The sequence below is a fragment of the Amycolatopsis mongoliensis genome, assembly GCF_030285665.1.
Taxonomy (GTDB): domain Bacteria; phylum Actinomycetota; class Actinomycetes; order Mycobacteriales; family Pseudonocardiaceae; genus Amycolatopsis; species Amycolatopsis mongoliensis.
On record NZ_CP127295.1, the window covers coordinates 847,629 to 868,782 of the forward strand.

The window sequence follows — 21,154 nt, forward strand, 5'->3', positions numbered from 1 at the left end:
CCGGCCGGGGGAGGTGGCCGGGAGTTTCAGCCCTGTGACTCCAGTTCCTCGTCCAGCATCGCGAACAGCTCGTCCGCGCCCGCCTCTGCCAGCTCCTGGTCGGCCGGGGAGAACGTCGCCACCAGCTCACGCAGGCGGCCCACGACCGATGCCCGCTCGGCTGCGTCCAACGCGCGCAGCTCGGTCTCCAGGTCCGCCAGCCGGACCTCCACCGCGGACGGCGGTTCGGTCAGCCCGGCACCGAGGAACGAAGCCAGCGCGCCCGCCGACGGGTGGTCGAAGATCAGCGTCGCCGGCAGCCGTTGCCCCGTCAGGGATTCCAGGCGGTTGCGCAGCTCGATCGCCGTCAGCGAGTCGAAGCCCAGCTCGATGAAGCCCTTGCGCGGGTCGATCGCGTCACGCCGTTCGTGGCCGAGGACCACTGCCGCCGTGCCGCAGACCACGTCCAGCAGCGCGCGGTCCCGCTCCGCCGCCGGCAGGGCCACCACCCGGGCCCACGAGTCGTCCACGACCTCCGCCCGGCGCCGGGCACCACCGCGGACCAGGCCCCGGAGCATCGCCGGGACACTGTGCGCGTCGGCCCGCACCCCGGACATGTCCAGCCGGACCGGCACCAGCGACGGCTGCGCGGTCCCGAACGTCGCGTCGAACAACGAAAGCCCGTCCGCGAACGACAGGCCCAGCACGCCCGAGCGGGCCATCCGGATCAGGTCGGTGTCCGCCAGCTCGTTCGACATGCCGCCCTCGGACCACAGGCCCCACGCCAGCGACACCGCGTGCCGCCCGGAGGCCGCCCGGTGGTGCGCCAGCGCGTCCAGGAAGACGTTCGCCGCCGAGTAGTTCGCCTGGCCCGCCGCGCCGAGCGTGCCGCCCGCCGACGAATACACCACGAAAGCGATGTCCAGCGAAGCGGTCAGCGAGTGCAGGTTCCACGCCGCGTCGACCTTGGGCCGCAACACCGCGTCCATCCGCTCCGGCGTCAGCGCGAGCAGCACGCCGTCGTCCACGACGCCGGCCGTGTGCACCACCGCCGTCAGCGGGACCCCGTCGAGCAGAGTCGCCACCGCGTCGCGATCGGCGAGGTCACACGCTTCCAACGAGACCGTGGCCCCCAAGGAAGTCAACGACGAAACCAGCTCGGCCGCCCCCGGCGCCGAAGCACCACGACGGCTCGTGAGCAGCAGGTGCTTGACGCCGTGGTCGGTCACCAGGTGCCGCGCGATCAGCTGTCCCAGCACGCCGGTACCGCCGGTGACCAGCACCGTTCCGTCGGGATCCAAGTCGGTCACCGCAGGCGTGGGCACGAACTTCGCCAGCCGGTGCACCAGCACCGCGCCGTCGCGCACCGCGACACCCGGCTCGTCGGCGTACATCGCCCCGAGCACCGCGTCCAGCGGCAACTCGCCACCGTCGACGTCCACGACCATGAACCGGTCGGGATACTCCAGCTGCGCCGTCCGGATCACGCCCCACAGCGCGGCGTGGGTCAGATCGTCGACGCCCTCGTCGGGACGCGTCCCGATCGCGCGCGAAGCGACGACGACCAGCCGGGAGGACGCCAGCGTCTCCTCGGCGACCCACGCCTGGGCCAGCGCCAGCAACCGATGCGTGGCCTCACGGGCCGCGACCGGCGAAGCCGAAGCAGGCGCCACGAACGGCGCGAACACCACATCCGGCGTCACCCCGGCGGAAACCAGCGCCGGAAGGTCCACATAGGACTCCCCCGGCAACCCGAAGCCGGTACCGAGCACCGCCGACGAGACACCCGAAACGGCCCCACCCGTGAACGGCTGCCACTCGACGCGGAAGAGCGAGTCGTCGACCGCCGAGCGCGTGGCGCGGAACGCGTCGGCCGCGATCGGCCGCAGCGAAAGCGATTCGACGCCGAGCACCGGCGCACCGGTGGCGTCCGTCGCGCTCAGCGAGACGGTGTTCTCGACGTCCGACGAGATCAGCACCCGCAGCTCCGACGCCCCGGCCGCGTGCAGCGACACCCCCGACCACGCGAAGGGCAGCACCGGCTTGTCCTCCGTCGGCCCGGCCAGGCCGATCGTGTGCAGGGCGGCGTCGAGCAGAGCCGGGTGCAGGCCGAACGCCGAGGCGTCCGCGTCCTCCGGCAGCGCCACCTCGGCGGCGAGCGTGTCGCCGTCCTGCCACACGCGGCGCAGCCCGGCGAACACCGGCCCGTAGACGAAGCCCTGGGCGGCGAGGTCGTCGTAGCGCGAGGTCACGTCGATCTCGATCGCCCCCGCGGGCGGCCACTCCGGCACCGGCGCCGGGCTCGCCACCGAGGAAGACAACCGGCCGGTGCCGTGCTGCACCCACTCGGAAGAATCCTCGGCCTGTGAATAAATCGACAGAGAGCGCTGCTCCGATTCGAGAGCGCCGACGACGACCTGCAGCCGGACCGCCCCGTCCGGGGGCAGGATCAGCGGCGCGGCCAGGGTCAGCTCGTCGAGCCGCCCGCAGCCGACCTCGTCGCCCGCGCGGATCGCCAGCTCCACGAACGCCGTCCCGGGGAACACCAGCGATCCCTGGACGACGTGGTCGGCGAGCCACGGCTGCGTCTTCGCCGACAGCCGGCCGGTCAGCACCGCACCCCCGGAGTCGGCCGCGACGACGACGGCACCCAGCAGCGGGTGCTCCGCGTCGCGCTGCCCGACCTCGGCGACGCCGCGGACGCGGGCACCGGTCGGGTTCTCCAGCCAGTACCGCTTGCGCTGGAAAGCGTAGGTCGGCAGTTCCACCACCGTGCCCCCGGCGTAGAACGCCGAGAAGTCCACAGTGGACCCGCTGACGAAGAGCGCGGCGACCGCGGCGGCCGCCGACTCGGCTTCGGGCCGGTCCTTGCGCAGCACCGGGACGAACGTGGCGTGGTCGTCCGGGCCCAGGCACGTCTGCCCCATCGCGGTCAGCACCGCGGACGGACCGACCTCGACGAACGTCGTGACGCCCGCGTCGAGCAGCGTGCGGATCCCGTCGGCGAACCGGACGGCGTCGCGGACCTGGCTCACCCAGTACTCCGGCGAGGTCAGGTCGGCAGCCGGCGAAACCGTCGAGACGATCGGGATCTCCGGCGTGCGGTAGGTCAGGTTCCGGGCGATGAAGGCGAAGTCCGCCAGCATCGGTTCCATCAGCGCCGAGTGGAACGCGTGCGAGACCTTCAGCCGCGAAGTCTTTTCGAACTTCGACGCCACGGCGAGCACCGCGTCCTCGTCACCGGAGAGCACCACGGACGCCGGCCCGTTGACGGCCGCGATCGACACGCCGTCGGTCAGCAGCGGCACGACGTCGGCTTCGGCCGCCGCCACGGCGACCATCGCGCCCCCTGCGGGCAGCGCCTGCATCAAGCGCGCCCGGGCCGTCACCAGCGTGCAGGCGTCCTCGAGCGAGAGCACGCCGGCGACGTGCGCCGCGGCCAGCTCGCCGATCGAATGCCCCAGCAGGTAGTCCGGCTGGACGCCCCAGGACTCGAGCAGCCGGAACACCGCGACCTCGACGGCGAACAACGCGGGCTGCGTGTACCCGGTCTCGTCGGAGCCGAGCACGGACTTCAGGGGGACGTCCAGGTGCTTGTCCAGTTCGGCGGCCACCACGTCGAAGACCTCGGAGAACGCCGGGAACGCCGCGGCCAGCTCCAGTCCCATCCCGGCGCGCTGCGCGCCCTGGCCGGTGAACAGGAACGCCGTGCGTCCGTTCCGGGCGACCCCGTCGACGACGCCCGCCGGCCGGCCCGCCGCGTATTCGGTGAGCGCCCGGATCGCGGCCGCGCGGTCGGCGGCCACGACGCCGGCGCGGTGCTCGGCGAGGGTGCGGGTGGTCACCAGCGAGTATCCGACGTCCACAGTGGACGCGTCGCCGGCGGACGTGGCGAGCTTGCCCGCCTGGGCGCGCAGGGCCTCCGGGTCGTTGGCGGACAGCAGCCAGGTCACCGGGCCCTCTTCCGGAGAAGGGGAAACGGCCACCGGGTCGCCCTGCTCGACGATCACGTGCGCGTTGGTGCCGCTGATGCCGAACGACGACACCCCGGCCCGCCGCGGCCGCCCGGTCTCCGGCCACGGCCGTTCCGCGCTGAGCAGCGAGACCGTGTCCGTCCACTCGACGTGCGGCGACGGCTCGTCGGCGTGCAGCGTCTTCGGGAGGACGCCGCGCCGCAGCGCCTCCACCATCTTGATCACGCCGCCGACCCCGGCGGCCGCCTGCGTGTGGCCGACGTTCGACTTGAACGACCCGACGTGCAGCGGCCGCTCCGGCGTCGCCGCCTTGCCGTAGGTCGAGATCAGCGCCTGCGCCTCGATCGGGTCGCCCAGCTTGGTGCCGGTGCCGTGCGCCTCGACGGCGTCCACATCGTACAGTTCGAGGCCGGCGTCGGCCAGCGCCGCGCGGATCACCCGCTGCTGCGCGGGCCCGTTCGGCACGGTGATGCCGCTGGACGCGCCGTCGGAGTTCACCGCGCTGCCGCGCAGCACCGCCAGCACGTGGTGGCCGTTGCGGCGCGCGTCGGAAAGCTTCTCCAGCAGCAGCATGCCGGCACCCTCGGAGCAGCCGACGCCGTCGGCGCCGCTGCCGAACGCCTTGCACCGGCCGTCCGGGGACAGCCCCTGCTGCTCGCTGAAGTAGACGAACATGTCCGGCGTCACCATCACGGTCACGCCGCCGGCCAGCGCGAGCGAACACTCGCCGCGGCGCAGCGCCTGCGCCGCCCAGTGCAGGGCGACCAGCGACGACGAGCACGCGGTGTCCACCGACACCGACGGGCCTTCCAGCCCGAGGGTGTAGGAGATGCGGCCGGAGATCAGGCTGCCGTCGCTGCTGCCGGCACCGTAGTCGTGGTACATCACGCCCGCGAAGACGCCGGTCTTGCTGCCCCGCAACGTCGAGGGCACGATGCCGGCGCGTTCCACGGCCTCCCACGCCGTCTCCAGCACGATCCGCTGCTGCGGGTCGAGCGTGCGGGCCTCGCGCGGGGAGATCCCGAAGAACTCCGGCTCGAAGTCGGCGGCGTCGTAGAGGAAGCCGCCCTCCTTCGAGTACGTCGTCCCGGGCCGGCCGGCGGGGTCGAAGAGCGACGCGGTGTCCCAGCCGCGGTCCTCGGGGAACTCGCCGACGGCGTCGGTGCCGCTCGCGACGAGGTCCCAGAGCTGCACGGGCGTGGTGACCCCGCCGGGGTAGCGGCAGCCCATGCCGATGATCGCGATCGGCTCGCTCATCGCCGCGGTGAGCTTCTGGTTGTCCGCCTTGAGCCGTTCGTTGTCCATCATGGACTGGCGCAGCGCGGCGACGATCTGCTCGGTGGACGGCGCGCTGTTCGATGGGCCGGTCACTGGGAGTCCCCTCGTTCGTCGGTCTGGGTGCCGGCCATCGCGGACCGGACCAGGTCGGCCAGGTCCATCCCGGCGATCGCCGCCACCTCGTCGGTTCCGTTGGCCTCGGCCGCCTCTTCGACCGGCTCGCCGAGCTCGGGCAGCAGCTCCCCGAGCAGGAACCGGGTCAGCGGCAGCGGGCTCGGGTAGTCGAAGATCAGCGTCGCCGGCAGGCGCAGCCCGCAGGCCGCCCCGAGCCGGTTGCGCAGTTCCAGCGCGGCCAGCGAGTCGATGCCCAGGTCGGTGAAGCCCTTCTCGACGCCGACCGCCGAAGCGTCGTCGTAGCCGAGGACGGCCGCCGCGTGCTCGCAGACCAGCTGCAGCAACGCGGTTTCCCGCTCGTCGGCCGACATCCCGGCCAGCTTCTCGGCGAACCCGGCTTCGGGTGCCGCCGTCGCCGGACCGGCCGCCGCGGCGGCCCGCCGCGGGGTGGCCGTGACCAGGCCCCGCAGGAGCGGTGCGAGCCGGTCGGCGTCCCGCAGGTCGGCGAGCTTCACCGGCACCAGCCCCGGTTCGCCGGCCGCCAGCGCGGCGTCGAAGAGCGCGAGCCCGTCGGTGACGGTCAGCTCCGCGACCCCGGACCGGGCGATGTGCGTCAGGTCGACCGCGTCGCCGCTGCCCTCCCACGGACCCCAGGCCAGCGAGGTCGCCGGGAGGCCCAGCGCCGCGCGGTGGGCGGCCAGCGCGTCGAGGAAGACGTTGCCCGCGGCGTAGTTCGCCTGCCCGGCGGCGAGCAGCAGGCCGCCCGCCGAGGAGTAGAGCACGAACGCCTTCAGGTCCAGCGAAGCGGTCAGCTCGTGCAGGTGCCAGGCGGCGTCCACCTTCGGCCGCAGGACGTTCTCGACCTGCGCCGGCGTGAGCGCGCTCAGCACCGCGCTGTCCATCTGCCCGGCGGCGTGCACCACGGCGGTGAGGTCCGGCAGCGACTCGATCAGCGCGGCCAGCTCGTTCCGGTCGGTGACGTCGCAGGCCGCGACGGTCACCTCGGCGTCCAGCGACTCGACCAGTTCACGGGCACCCGGGGCGTCGAGACCGCGACGGCTGGTCAGGACCAGCTTCCGGGCGCCGCGGGCGACCAGGTGCCGGGCCAGGTGGCCGCCGAGCAGGCCGGCGCCGCCGGTGATGAGCACCGTGCCGCCCGTGTCCCACTCGACCGGGTCGCCGAGCGTGGTGACCTTGGCCAGCCGGGGCACGCGGACCTCGCCGACGCGGACGATCGCTTCCGGTTCGCCGGAGGCGACCACCGCGGGCAGGGCTCGCCTGGACTGGGGCAGGTCGTCGACGTCGACGACCTGGATCCGCCCGGGGTTCTCCGCCTGCGCGGCCCGGACGAGGCCCCAGACCGGCGCCTGCGCGAGGTCCGGGTCGTCCGCCACGGCGGTGCGCGTGACGACCAGGAGCTTGCCGTCGGACGGCCCGTCGAGCCAGGTTTGCAGCTGCTTCAGGGTTTCCTGGACGGTCGCGTGGACCCGGGCCGGCACTTCGCCGTCGGCCGAGCCCACCGGCAGGACCAGGACGTCGGCCGCCACCGGCTCTTCGTGCATGGGGACACCCAGGCCGAGGTCGTCGGTGCCGAGCACGGCCCAGCCCTCGAGGGACTTGACCAGGCGGACCCCGGCCGCGGGCTGCCAGTCGATCCGGTAGAGCGAGTCGGGCACCTTCGCGCCCAGCTGGCCCTCCGACACCGGCCGCGTCACCAGCGACTCGATCCAGGCGACCGGGGAACCGGTCGCGTCGGCCAGTGCGAGCGAGGCGTCCTTGCCCTCCTTGCGGACGTGCACCCGCAGGGTGGTGGCGCCGGCGGCGTGCAGCGAGACCTGGTTCCAGGCGAACGGGATCGTCGTCTCGGTCAGCGCCTTCGGGCCGCCGGGCACGAGGAAGTCCGTGGCGCCCAGCGCCGAGTCGAGCAGCCCCGGGTGGAGCCCGAACTCGCCCGCCGCGGCGCCCTCCGGCAGCGCGACCTCGGCGAACACTTCACCATCGCGCAGCCACACCGCGCGCAGGTTCCGGAACACCGGTCCGTAGCCGAAGCCGAGCCCGGCCAGGTCGTCGTAGAGCCCGGTGAGGTCGACGCTTTCGGCGCCCTCCGGGGGCCACACCGAGAGGTCGAACTCCGGCGTCCGGGCCCCGGCGGCCAAGGTGCCGGCCGCGTGCTGGGTCCAGGTGTCTTCGACGCGGGAGTGCACCGACAGCTCCCGGCGTCCACCGGAGGGTGCGCCGACGACGACGCGGATGTCGACGCCGCCCTCGTCCGGCAGCAGCAGCGGGGCCTGCTGGGTCAGCTCCTCCAGGACGTCGCAGCCGACCTGGTCACCGGCGTGCAGGGCCAGCTCGACGTACGCGGTGCCCGGCAGCATCGTCCGGCCCAGCACCACGTGGTCGGCCAGCCAGGTCTGCTTGTCGACCGCGAGCCGGCCGGTGAGCACCGCGCCGCCGTCGGGCAGCTCCACCAGTGCACCCAGCAGCGGGTGCCCGGCGGCCTTGGCGCCCAGCGAGCCGACGTCGCCGGCCCGCTTCGTCGCGTCGAGCCAGTACTCCTTGTTCTGGAAGGCGTACGTCGGCAGGTCCACAGTGGACGCCCCACGGCCGGCGAACACGGCGCTCCAGTCCGGCTTCGCGCCCCGCGAGTAGAGCGTGGCGAGCGCGGTGAACAGCGTCTGCACCTCGTCGCGGCCCCGGCGCAGCGCGGGCACGCCCACGACGCGGTCGGGCCGGTCGGCGAGCGACGTGTCGCACTCACGGGCCATGCCGGTCAGCACCGCGTCCGGGCCCAGCTCGACGAACCGGGTGACCCCGGCCGAGAGCAGCGCGCCGACGCCGTCGGCGAACCGGACGGCTTCCCGCACGTGGTTCACCCAGTACTCCGGCGAGCAGAGCTGCTCGGCGGTGGCGATCCGGCCGGTCACGTTGGAGACGACCGGGATGCCCGGGGCCGAGTACGCCAGCTTCTCCGCCACCACGGCGAACTCGGCCAGCATCGGCTCCATCAGCGAGGAGTGGAAGGCGTGCGAGACGACCAGCTGCTTCACGCGCCGTCCGGCTTCCTTGAAGGCCACCATCGCGGCCTGCACCGCGGCCTCGGGCCCGGAGACGACCACCGAGCGCGGGCCGTTGACCGCGGCGATGTCGACCTCGGCCGGGAGCGCGGCGCGCACCTCGTCCTCGGTGGCCGCGATCGCGGCCATGGCTCCCCCGGCGGGCAGGGCCTGCATGAGGCGGCCACGGGCCGCGACCAGCGCACAGGCGTCGGCCAGGGAAAGCACACCGGCGACGTGCGCCGCGGCCAGCTCGCCGATCGAGTGCCCGGCGACGTAGTCGGGCGTTATCCCCCACGACTCGACCAGGCGGTAGAGCGCCACCTCGATCGCGAACAGCGCGCACTGCGTGTACGCGGTCTTGTTCAGCAGCTCACCGTCGGCGGAACCCTTCTCCGCCCAGATGACCTGCTTCAGCGGGACGTCGGTGTCGAACAGGCCGCACGCTTCGTCGAGGACTCCGGCGAAGACCGGGAAGGCCTCGTAGAGTTCGCGGCCCATGCCCGGCTGCTGCGCGCCCTGGCCGGTGAAGAGGAACGCGGTCAGGTCGGCCGCGCTGGTCGCGCCGGTGACGGTGCCCGCCGGGGTCCCGCCGGTGGCGAGACCGTCGAGGGCCTTCAACGCGGCGTCGCGGCCGGCCGCCAGGACCACCGCGCGGTGGTCGAGCGCGGCCCGCCCGGTGGCGAGCGAGTAACCGACGTCGGTCAGGTCGAGCTCCGGGTTCGCCCGCAGGTGTGCGGCGACCCGGGCCGCCTGGTCGGCGAGCGCGGCGGCCGTGGTGCCGGCGATCGGCAGCGGGACCGATGCCAGCGGCGGGGCCGTCCGACGTGGACGCTCCACAGTGGACGGAGGTGCCTCCTCGATGATGATGTGCGCGTTGGTGCCGCTGATGCCGAAGGACGAGACGCCGGCGCGGCGCGGACGGCCGTTGGGCAGCCAGGGCCGGGCCTCGCTCAGCAGCTCGATGTCGCCGGTGGTCCAGTCGACGACCGGGGACGGCGCGTCGATGTGCAGCGACTTCGGCAGCATGTTGTGCCGCAGGGCCTGGACGACCTTGATCACGCCCGCCGCGCCGCCGGAAGCCTGCGCGTGGCCGATGTTGGACTTCACCGAGCCCAGGTACAGCGGCTGCCCGTCCGGCCGGTCCTGGCCGTAGGTGGCCAGCAGTGCCTGCGCCTCGATCGGGTCACCCAGCTTGGTGCCCGAACCGTGCGCTTCGACGGCGTCCACTTCGGACGGCGTCAGACCTCCCGCGGCCAATGCCGCGTGGATCACGCGTTCCTGCGACGGTCCGTTCGGCGCGGTGAGGCCGTTGGACGCGCCGTCCTGGTTGACGGCGCTGGAGCGGACCACCGCGAGCACTTCGTGGCCGTTGCGCTGCGCGTCGGACAGCCGCTCCAGCAGGAGCAGGCCCGCGCCTTCGGCCCAGCCGACGCCGTCGGACGCCGCGGAGAAGGACTTCGACCGGCCGTTGGGCGAAAGCACGCCCTGCCGGCTCGAGTCGACGAACAGGTCCGGCTGCGAGAGCAGCGTGACACCGCCGGCGAGCGCCAGCCCGCACTCCCCCGCCCGCAGCGCCTGCACCGCGAGGTGCAGCGTGACCAGCGAGGACGAGCACGCGGTGTCGACCGTCATGCACGGGCCTTCCAGCCCCAGCAGGTAGGAGATGCGGCCGGAGACGACCGCGCCCGAGCTGCCGTTGGGGATGTAGGCGGCGACGTCGGCGGGCGCGCCGGGGACGCGGCTGCCGTAGTCGTCGTACATCGCGCCGGTGAAGACGCCGGTCATGCTGCCGCGCAGCGCGGTCGGGTCGATGCCGGCCCGCTCGATGGCCTCCCACGCGGTCTCCAGCAGGAGCCGCTGCTGCGGGTCCATGGCCAGCGCCTCGCGCGGGCCGATGCCGAAGAACGCCGGGTCGAACAAGGTGCCTTCGTGGAGGAAGCCGCCTTCGCGGGCGTAGGTCTTGCCCCGCTTGCCGCGCTCGGGGTCGTAGATGCTGTCGATGTCCCAGCCGCGGTTGGTGGGGAACTCCGACACCGCGTCGACCTCGTCGACGAGCAGTTGCCAGAGGTCTTCCGGCGACCGGACGCCGCCGGGGTACCGGCAGGCCATGCCGACGATCGCGATCGGCTCCTGCATCGACGCGTTCGTCCGGGTCGTGGTGGCCGGGACCTTGGCGACCGCGCCGAGCAGCTTGCCCTTGACGAAGTCCGCCACCGCCTTGGCGGTCGGGTGGTCGAAGATCAGCGTCGCCGGCAGGGTCAGGCCGGTCGCGGTGCCGAGCAGGTTGCGCAGCTCGACCGCGGCCAGGGAGTCGAAGCCGAGCTCCTTGAACGCCCGCGTTCCGTCCACTTCGGACTTGTCCGCGTAACCGAGCACGGTGGCCACCTGCGTGCGGACGATGTCCAGCAGCACGCGGTCGCGCTCGTTGTCGGCCAGCGCGGCCAGCTCGGCGGCCAGTGCGTTGTCGGCCGCCTTCGCCGCCTTGGCGGTCCGGCGGGCCTTCGGCGGGACGAACCCGCGCAGCAGGGCCGGCAGGTCGTCGGTCCGGGCCCGCAGCGCCGCGACGTCCACGCGCAGCGGGGCGATCACGGCGTCCTCGGCGGCGGTCGCCGCGTCGAACAGCGCGAGCCCCTGCTCCGCGGTGACGGCCGGGAGGCCGAGCCGGGCCATCCGGACGAGGTCCGCCTCGGCCAGCTCGCCGCCGAGGCCGGTGTTCTCGGCCCAGAGACCCCACGCCAGCGCCGTCGCTGGCAGGCCCGAGGCCCGCCGGTGCGCGGCGAGGCCGTCGAGGAACGCGTTGGCCGCGGCGTAGTTCGCCTGGCCGGCAGGCAGCACCTGGCCACCAGCAGAAGAAAACAGCACGAACGCGGCGAGGTCCTTCGTCAGCTCGTGCAGGTGCCAGGCGGCGTCGACCTTGGCCCGCAGGACCGAGTCGAGCCGGTCGGCGGTCAGCGAGTCGAAGACGCCGCTGTCGGCCGTGCCCGCCGCGTGCACCACGGCGGTGAGGTCGTCGATCGCCCCGAGCAGGCTCTCGACCTGGGCGCGCTCGGCGACGTCGCACGCGGCGACCCGCACCCGGGCCCCCAGGTCCTTGAGGTCCTCGACCAGCTGCCGGGCGCCCGGCGCGCCGAGCCCGCGACGGCTGGTGAGCACCAGGTCGGTGACGCCGTGCTCGGCCACCAGGTAGCGGGCCAGCAGGCTGCCGAGCCCGCCGGTGCCGCCGGTGATCAGCACTGCCCCCTCGCCCCAGGGTCGTGAGTGAGAAACAGGGTTGGAACCCTGTTTCTCACTCACGACCGTTTTGGCGTAGCGAGGCACGAGCACCGCACCGTCGCGGATCGCGGCCTCCGGCTCGCCGGAGGCGACGACCGCCGCGATCGAGGCGGCCGTCGCGACCTCGTCGGCGTCGACGAGGAACACGCGCCCGGGGTGCTCGGCCTGCGCCCCGCGGGCCAGGCCCCACAGCAGCCCCTGCGTGACGTCCACAGTGGACTCCTCGGCGGGCACCGCGTCCCGCGTCACCACGGCCAGCTTGGTGACCCCGAACCGGGACTCGGCCAGCCAGGCCTGCAGCTCGGCGAGCAGCCACGCGGCGTTCGCCCGTGCGGTCTCCGGGACGTCGCCGGTGCGCTCGGGCACGGTCAGCGTGATCAGGGCCGGCACCGGCTCGCCGCGGTCGATCGCCGCGGTGAGGTCGGCGAACCCGGCGTAGGTGGCAGCCACCCCGACGCGGCCACGGCCGATGGCGACCACTTCGGCGTCGGACTGCGGCACGGAGACCGGCTGCCAGGCGATCTTCAGCAGCGAGCCGTCGATTTCCGCAGGCTGAGACAGTTCCCGGCGCACCGGACGCGAAACGAGCGAGTCGATGGTCGCGACCGGACGGCCTTCGCTGTCGGCCACCTCGATGGCCGACACCTCGTCACCGTTCAGCCGCTCGATCCGCACCCGCAGCACCGACGCGCCGGCGGCGTGCAGCGTCACGCCGTTCCAGACGAACGGCAGCAGGGTCGCGCCGCCCGGGTCGCCGAGGAGGTCGGCGTGCATGGCGATGTCGAGCAACGCCGGATGCAGGCCGTACAGGTTCGCCGTCGACGCCGCCGGTTCCGGCAGCGCGACCTCGGCGAAGACTTCGTTGCCCCGCCGCCAGGCGGCCTTGAGCCCCTGGAAGGACGGGCCGTAGCCGTACCCGCGCTCTTCGAGCAGGTCGTACGCGCCTTCGACCACGACGGGGGTCGCCCCGGCCGGCGGCCACTCGGTGAGCCCGGCGGGTTCGGGTCGCGGCGCCGCGGACAGCGTGCCCTCCGCGTGCTGGGTCCACTCCTCCCCGTCGATCGCGCGGGAGAACACGGTGACCGGGCGGCGGTCGCCGTCGGCGGGACCGACCACGACCTGGAGCGCGACGGCACCGTCCGGCGGCAGGACGAGCGGCGCCTGCAGCGTGAGCTCTTCGACCGTCGAGTGGCCGACCTGGTCGCCGGCCGCGATGGCGAGCTCGACGAACCCGGTGCCGGGCACCAGGATCGCGCCCTTCACGACGTGGTCGGCCAGCCACGGCACCGACCCGGCCGACAGCCGGCCGGTGAGCACCGTGGTGTCCGAACCGGACAGCGGCACGACCGCGCCCAGCATCGGGTGCGGCAGCGGCTGCTGGCCGACCGCCGTCACGTCGCCGGACGGGGTCGCGTCGAGCCAGAAACGCTTGTGCTGGAAGGCATACGTCGGCAGGTCGAGCCGGACGGGGCCGTCACCGAGCACGCGGTCCAGCTTGGCCGCGCCGCGAGTGTGGAGTCGGCCGAGCGCGGCCAGCGCCGTGCGCACCTCGTCCCGGTCGCGGCGGCCGAACGGCACGAACGCGACCGCGTCGGGGTTCGCGACGCTCTGCGGGCCGAGCGCCGACAGCACGCTGTCCGGTCCCAGCTCGAGGAAGGTCTCGACGCCGTCGGCCTCCAGGGCCGCGACCGCGTCCCCGAAGCGCACGGCCTCGCGGACGTGCGTGACCCAGTACTCCGGCGAGGTCAGGTCCGCGCCGGGCGAAACCGTGGAGAAGACCGGGATCGCCGGCGCGTGGAACGTCAGCCCGGCGGCGATCTCGCGGAACTCGTCGAGCATCGGGGCCATCAGCGGCGAGTGGAACGCGTGGCTCACGCGCAGCCGGCGCGTCCGGACGTCGGCGACCGTCGCCGCCCGCTCGATCCGGGCCACGACCTCGGCGACGCCGGAGACGACGACCGACTCCGGGCCGTTGACGGCGGCGATGCTGACCTCGTCCTCGTGCCCGCGCAGCAGTTCCCGCGCGGCTTCTTCGGTCGTGGCGAGCGAAACCATGGCGCCCGGCGGCTCGCTCAGCGAACCCATCAGGCGGCCGCGAGCGGCGACCAGGGCCGCCGCGTCCTCGAGCGAGAGCACCCCGGCGACGTGCGCCGCGGCCAGCTCGCCGATCGAGTGCCCGGCCAGGGCGTCGGGGACGATCCCCCACGACTCGGCGAGCCGGAAGAGCGCGACCTCGACCGCGAACAGCGCGGTCTGCGTGTACTGCGTCTGGTCGAGCAGGCCGCGGTTCGCCAGCGCGGTCGTGCCGAAGACGACGTCGCGCAGCGGGATGTCCAGCAGCGGGTCGATCGCGGCGCAGACCGCGTCGAAGGCGTCGGCGAACACCGGGTAGGTGGCGTGCAGCGCCTGGCCCATGCCGACCCGCTGGGCGCCCTGGCCCGAGAAGAGGAACGCCAGCTTGCCCTCGCCGGCGGTGCCGGTGACGACGTCGGTACCGGGCTCGCCGGTGGCCAGCGCGTCGAGACCTTCGGCCAGCTCGGCCGGGGTCCCGGCAATCACCACGGCCCGCTGTTCCAGGGCCGCGCGGGTCGAGACCAGCGAGCGCGCCAGCTCGGCGACGGTGACGTCTTCGTGGTCGGCGAGGTACGCCCGCAGCCGGGCGGCCTGGCCGCGCACGGCGGCCGGGGTGCGGCCGGAGAGCGCGACGGGGACGACGGCGTCGGGCTGCGGCTCGGCCGGCTGCTCGACCACCGCGTCGGCCGGGGCCTGCTCGATGATCACGTGGGCGTTGGTGCCGCTGATGCCGAACGACGAGACCGCGGCCCGGCGCGGGTGACCGTTGGGCGCCCAGTCGCGCGGCTCGGTGAGCAGCCGGACCGCGCCGGTGTCCCAGTCGACCACGCTGGACGGCCGGTCGACGTGCAGGGTCTGCGGCAGCTGCTCGTTGCGCAGCGCCATGACCATCTTGATGATGCCGGCGACGCCGGCCGCGGCCTGGGTGTGGCCGATGTTGGACTTGATCGACCCGAGCCACAGCGGCTCTTCCCGGTCTTGCCCGTAGGTGGCGAGCAGGGCCTGCGCCTCGATCGGGTCGCCCAGCGTGGTACCGGTGCCGTGCCCCTCGACCGCGTCCACTTCGGACGGTGCGAGACCCGCGTCGGCCAGTGCCTTCGCGATCACGCGCTGCTGCGAGGGGCCGTTCGGGGCGGTGAGGCCGTTGGACGCGCCGTCGTGGTTGACCGCCGAGCCCTTGAGGAGCGCGAGCACCGGGTGGCCGTTGCGGCGGGCGTCGGAGAGCCGCTCGACGAGCAGCATGCCCGCGCCCTCACCCCAGCCGGTGCCGTCGGCCGCGTCGGCGAACGAGCGGCAGCGGCCGTCGGCGGACAGGCCGCGCTGGCGGCTGAAGTCGACGAACGTGTCCGGCGTGGACATCACGGTGACGCCACCGGCCAGCGCCAGCGTGCACTCGCCGCGGCGCAGCGCCTGGACCGCCCAGTGCAGGGCGACCAGCGAGGAGGAGCACGCGGTGTCGACTGTGACCGTCGGGCCTTCCAGTCCGAGGGCGTAGGACACGCGCCCGGAGACGACGCTGGCGAGGCTGCCGTTGCCGAGGTAGCCCGCGATGTCGTCGGACACCGTGCCGAGGCGGGTGCCCCAGTCGTGGTACATGACGCCGGCGAACACGCCGGTCGCGCTGCCGCGCAGCGAGACCGGGTCGATGCCGGCCCGCTCGAACGCCTCCCAGGAGACTTCCAGCAGCAGCCGCTGCTGCGGGTCCATCGCGGCCGCCTCGCGGGGGCTGATCTCGAAGAAGTCGGCGTCGAACTCGGCGGCGTCGTGCAGGAACGCGCCGTGCTTGACGTAGCTGTGGCCGGGCTTGCCGGGCTCGGGGTCGTACAGCGCGTCGACGTTCCAGCCGCGGTCGGCCGGGAACGGCGTGAGCGCCTCTTCGCCACCGGCGACGAGCCGCCACAGGTCCTCCGGCGTCGCGACGCCGCCGGGGTAGCGGCAGGCGATGCCGACGATGGCGATCGGCTCCTCCGGGTCGGCCGTGGTCACCGGCGCGACCGGCGTCGCCGGGGCGAGCCCGGCGACGCGCGTGACCAGGTACTCGGCCAGCGCGCGCGGGGTCGGGTGGTCGAACACCAGCGTCGCGGGCAGCCGCAGGCCGGTGACGGAGTCGAGGATGTTGCGCAGCTCCACCGCGGCGAGGGAGTCGAAGCCGATCTCGCCGAACGGGCGCGACGGGCTGATCGCCGATGGGCCGTCGTGGCCGAGCACGGCCGCGACGTGCGTGCGGACCAGGTCGAGCACCGCGCGGTCGCGGTCGGCCTCCGACAGCGAGGCGAACCGCTCGGCGAACTGCCGCTCCGGGGCCAGCTCGCCCGGGGCCGCCGCGACCCGGAGGCGGGTCGCGGGCACGAGGCCGCGCAGCAGGGCCGGGACGTCCTCGCGGGCGCCCAGCGCGGCGCGATCGACGCGGGTCGGCACGACGGCCGGCGCGCCCGTGGCGAGCGCGGCGTCGAGCGCGGCGAGGCTTTCGGTGGCGGTCAGCGGGGCGAGGCCCAGCCGGCCGATCCGGCTCAGGTCCTTTTCGGACAGTCCGGCGCTCATGCCGAGCGCGGCACCGCCGTCGGTCCACAAGCCCCAGGCCAGCGAGGTCGCGGGCAGACCCTGCTCGCGGCGGTGCTCGGCCAGCGCGTCGAGGAAGGTGTTGCCCGCGGCGTAGTTCGCCTGGCCCGCGCCGTCGACCAGGCCGGCCGAGGAGGAGAACAGGACGAACGCGGCCAGGTCGGAAGTCAGCTCGTGCAGCGCCCAGGCGGCGTCGACCTTGGGTGCGAGGACGGCGTCCAGGCGCTCTTCGGTGAGCGAGCCGATCATCGCGTCGTCGAGCACACCGGCGGTGTGGACGACGGCCGACAGCGGCTGCTCGATCTTCTTCAGCGCGGCCGACAGCGAACGCTTCTTCGTGACGTCACACGCGATGACCTGCGCCGTCGCGCCGCTTTCCGCCAGCTCGGCGACCAGCTCGGCCGCGCCCGGCGCGTCGATCCCACGGCGGCTGAGCAGGGCCAGGTGCCGGACGCCGTGGGTGGTGACGAGGTGGCGCGCGACCTGCGCGCCGAGGCCACCGGTACCGCCGGTGACCAGCACCGTGCCGTCCGCGCGCCACGCCGGTCCGTCGGCGTCGGCGAGCAGCCGGACGAGCCGGGCGGCCCGCACCTGGTCACCGTCGATCCGCAGCTCCGGCTCACCCGAGGCGAGCGCGGTGGCCAGCGTCTCGGGCGTGGTCTCGCCCTCGATCAGCACGACGCGGCCCGGGTGCTCAGCCTGCGCCGAGCGCACCAGCCCGCGCACGACGGAGTCGGCTAGCGTGCCGCGCGTCCGCAGCACCAGCTTGGCCGCGGCGAACCGCTCGTCGGCGAGGAACTCCTGCAGCACGGCAAGGGCACGATGAGCAGCCTGCTTGGCCGCCGCGGGGAGTCGTGAGTGTTCAGGGCGGTTAGAACCGCCCGGAACACTCACGACGACGGCGTCCGGGACCTCGGTCACTTCGGCGAGTTCGGCGACCTCGGCGATCGAGAACCGCGCGTCGGAAGCCGCTACCGGTGTCCATTCGACGGTGTGCAGCAGGTCCTGGGCCCGCGGGCCGAGGTCGGCGCCGCTGACCGGGCGGGAGCGGAACGACTCCACCGACAGCACCGGCGTCCCCGCCGGGTCGGTGACCTCCAGCGAGACACCGCCGGTGGCGGGCGAGGTGATCCGCACCCGCACCTCGGTCGCGCCGGAGGCGTGCAGCCGCACGCCGGTCCACGCGAACGGCAGGCGGATCTCGTCGGCCTCCCGCGCCTCGCCCGGGGCGAAGTCGGTGGCGTGCAGCACGGCGTCGAGCAGCGCGGGGTGGATCCCGAAGTCGTCGTCCCGGGTAGGCAGGGCGACCTCGGCGAACACGACGTCGTCGCGCTTCCACGCGGTGCGCAGCCCCTGGAACAGCGGGCCGTAGCCGTAGCCCTGCGCCGCCAGCTCTTCGTACAGCTCGCCGGTGGCGACGACCTCGGCGCCGGACGGCGGCCACTCGGTCATCGGGGCGGGCTCGGTGGCCGGCGCCTCGGCCAGCACGCCGACGGCGTGCCGGGTCCAGGCGACGTCCTGCTCGGTCCGCGAGTAGAACTCGATGGTGCGGCGGCCGTCCTCGACCGGGCCGACCACGGCCTGCACCTCGACACCCCGGCCCTCCGGCACGGGCAGCGGCGCCTGCAGGGTCAGCTCGTCGACGACGTCGCAGCCCGCACGCTCGGCCGCGTGCAGGGCCATCTCGACGAACGCGGTGCCGGGCAGCAGGGCGGTGCCGGCGATCGTGTGGTCAGCGAGCCACGGGTGTGACCGCAGGCCGATCCGGCCGGTCAGGACCAGGCCGTCGTGGTCGGCCAGGCCGATCTCGGCGGCCAGCAGCGGGTGACCGGAGGCCAGCTGGCCGAAGTCGGCCGCGTCGCCGTGGCCGGGCGCGGTGAGCCAGAAGTGCTTGCGCTGGAAGGCGTACGTCGGCAGGTCGATCGCGTTGGCCGGGCCGAAGAACGCGGTCCAGTCGACCCGCACGCCGCGGGTGTGCAGCCGGCCGAGCGCGCCGGCGAGCGCCGGGACCTCGGCGTGGCCGCGGCGCTGCGCGGGCACGAAGGCGATGTCGCTGCCGTGCGGGCCGGTGGCGGCCATGGCGGCGAGGACGGCGTCCGGGCCCACCTCGATCGCGGTGGTGACCCCGGCCGCGGCGAGCGCGGCGACGCCGTCGGCAAATCGCACAGCCCGCCGCACGTGGTAGAGCCAGTAGCCGGGCGAGCACAGCTCTTCGGTGGTCGCCAGGCGGCCGGTGACGTTCGAGACGACCGGGATCGACGGCGGCGCGAAGTCGACGACCGCCAGGACCTCCCGGAACTCGGCGAGCATCGGCTCCATCAGCGGCGAGTGGAACGCGTGCGACACGCGCAGCTCGCTCGTCTTGCGGCCCTGCAGGCGGAACACCTCGGCGACGGCCTCGACCTCGGCGCGCTCGCCCGAGACCACGACGGACGTGGGTCCGTTGATCGCGGCGATGCTCACGCCGTCGGTCAGCAGCGGGCCGACCTCGTCCTCGGTCGCGGCGATCGCGACCATGGCGCCACCTTCGGGCAGCGCTTGCATGAGACGGCCGCGCGCGGCGACGACGAGACAGGCGTCTTCCAGGGACCAGACGCCGGCGATGTGCGCGGCGGCCAGCTCGCCGATCGAGTGCCCGAGCAGGACGGCCGGCTTGACGCCCCACGACTCCAGCAGCCGCGCCAGCGCGACCTCGATCGCGAACAGCGTGCACTGCGCGTACTGGGTGCCGTTCAGCTCCTCGGCGTCGTCGCCGAAGAGGACGTCGCGCAGCGGGCGGTCCATCTGCACGTCGAGGTGGTCGATGACCTCGTCGAAGACCTCCGCGAAGACCGCGTGGGCCAGGTACAGCTCCTTGCCCATGGCGAGCCGCTGGGAACCCTGGCCGGTGAACAGCATCGCGAGCTTGCCCGGCGTGCGTTCGCCGGTGACGACGGACGCGTCCTGCTCCCCCGCGGCGAGCGCGCGCAGGCCGCGGACGGCGTCCTCGGTGCTCTCGGCGACGACGACGGCGCGGTGGTCGTGCGCGGCCCGCGTGCCGGCCAGCGAGAAACCGACCTCGGTGAGGTCTGCCGATTCCACAGTGGACACGAGCTTTCCGGCCTGCGCCCGCAGAGCTTCCTCGCTGCGGGCCGACACGACGAGCGGCACGACCGGCAACGGCTCGGTGGTGACGGGCTCGTCGATCGTGGCGGGTGCCTGCTCGATGATGACGTGCGCGTTGGTGCCGCTGACGCCGAACGACGAGACACCCGCGCGGCGCGGCCGCTCGACCGCGGGCCACTCGCGGGCCTCCGTCAGCAGCTCGACCTCGCCCGCGCTCCAGTCGACGTGCGGGGTCGGCGCGTCGACGTGCAGGGTCTTCGGCAGGCGGCCGCGGCGGATCGCCTCGACCATCTTGATCACGCCGGCCACGCCGGCCGCGGCCTGCGTGTGGCCGATGTTGGACTTGATCGAGCCGAGCAGCAGCGGCGTCTCGCGGCCTTGGCCGTAGGTGGCGAGCAGGGCCTGCGCCTCGATCGGGTCGCCGAGCCGGGTACCGGTGCCGTGCGCCTCGACGGCGTCCACTTCGGACGCTTCGAGCCGCGCGTCGGCGAGCGCGCGGTGGATCACGCGCTGCTGCGACGGGCCGTTGGGGGCGGTGAGGCCGTTGGACGCGCCGTCGGAGTTGATGGCGGTGCCGCGGACGACGGCGAGCACGGTGTGCCCGTTCGCGACGGCGTCCGAGAGCCGTTCGAGGACCAGGACACCGACGCCTTCGGCGAACCCGGTGCCGTCGGCCGCCGCGGCGAACGCCTTGCAGCGGCCGTCTTCGGCGAGGCCGCGCTGGCGGCTGAACGCGGTGAACGTGCCGGGCCCGCCCATGACGGCGACGCCGCCGGCGAGCGCGAGCGGGGTCTCGCCACGGCGCAGCGCCTGCACGGCGAGGTGCAGCGCGACGAGCGAGCCGGAGCACGCGGTGTCGACGGTCAGCGTCGGGCCTTCGAGGCCGAGCGCGTAGGCGACGCGGCCGGAGACGACGCTGGGCGCGTTGCCGGTGAGCATGTAGCCGTCGAGGCCGTCGGGGGCCTCGTGCAGGCGCGGGCCGTACTCCTGAGCCTCGGCGCCGATGAAGACACCCGCGGGCGTGCCGCGCAGCGTCGTCGGGTCGATCTTGGCACGCTCCAGGGCCTCCCAGGCCGTCTCGAGCACGAGCCGCTGCTGCGGGTCCATCGCGGACGCCTCGCGCGGGGCGATGCCGAAGAAGCCCGCGTCGAACTCGCCGGCGTCGGGCAGGAACCCGCCGGAGGTGACGTAGCTGCTGCCCGGGCGGTCCGGGTCCGGGTCGTAGAGGCCGTCGAGGTCCCAGCCGCGGTCGGTCGGGAACCCGGTGATGGTGTGCACCTCGTCGGCGACGAGCCGCCACAGCTCCTCGGGCGAGGCGGCCCCGCCCGGGTAGCGGCAGCCGATGCCGACGATCGCGACCGGCTCGTCCGTGACACCGGTCGTGATCGGTCCACTGTGGACCTCCTCGGCGCCGAACACCGCCGCGTGCAGGAAGCGCGCGACGGCGACCGGCGTCGGGTGGTCGAAGGCCAGGGTGACCGGCAGGTCGAGCCCGGTGGCCTCGGTGAGCCGCGCGTGCAGCTCCACCGCGGCCAGCGAGTCGAACCCGTGGTCGGAGAACGCCTTTTCCGGGTCGAGCACCGCCGGGACGTCGGGGCGCGCCGCCAGCAGCGCGGCCCGCGTGGCGTCGTGGACGACGTCGGCCAGGAATGCCGCGCGGTCACCGGAGGGCAGTTCGGTCAGCCGCTCCGCGAACCCGGACGCCCGATTCGATTCGGTTTCAAACTCACGCATTCCGCACTC

2 protein-coding genes are annotated in these 21,154 nt (G+C 74.0%); both read right to left on the bottom strand.

Annotated features, from left to right (window positions below; all coding sequences use genetic code 11):
• Nucleotides 1–26 precede the first annotated feature (26 nt).
• Nucleotides 27–5,324 (bottom strand): type I polyketide synthase, encoded by a 5,298-nt coding sequence (locus QRX60_RS03945; protein ID WP_285999434.1) that lies wholly within the window; start codon nucleotides 5,322–5,324, stop codon nucleotides 27–29.
• Nucleotides 5,321–21,145 (bottom strand): type I polyketide synthase, encoded by a 15,825-nt coding sequence (locus tag QRX60_RS03950; protein WP_285999435.1) that lies wholly within the window; start codon nucleotides 21,143–21,145, stop codon nucleotides 5,321–5,323. The genes QRX60_RS03945 and QRX60_RS03950 overlap by 4 nt, the downstream gene beginning before the upstream one ends.
• Nucleotides 21,146–21,154 lie beyond the last annotated feature (9 nt).

Excerpts from the sequence above, each read along its gene's own strand:
- QRX60_RS03950 (WP_285999435.1), bottom strand. The coding sequence starts at position 21,145 with ATGCGTGAGTTTGAAACCGAATCGAATCGGGCGTCCGGGTTCGCGGAG.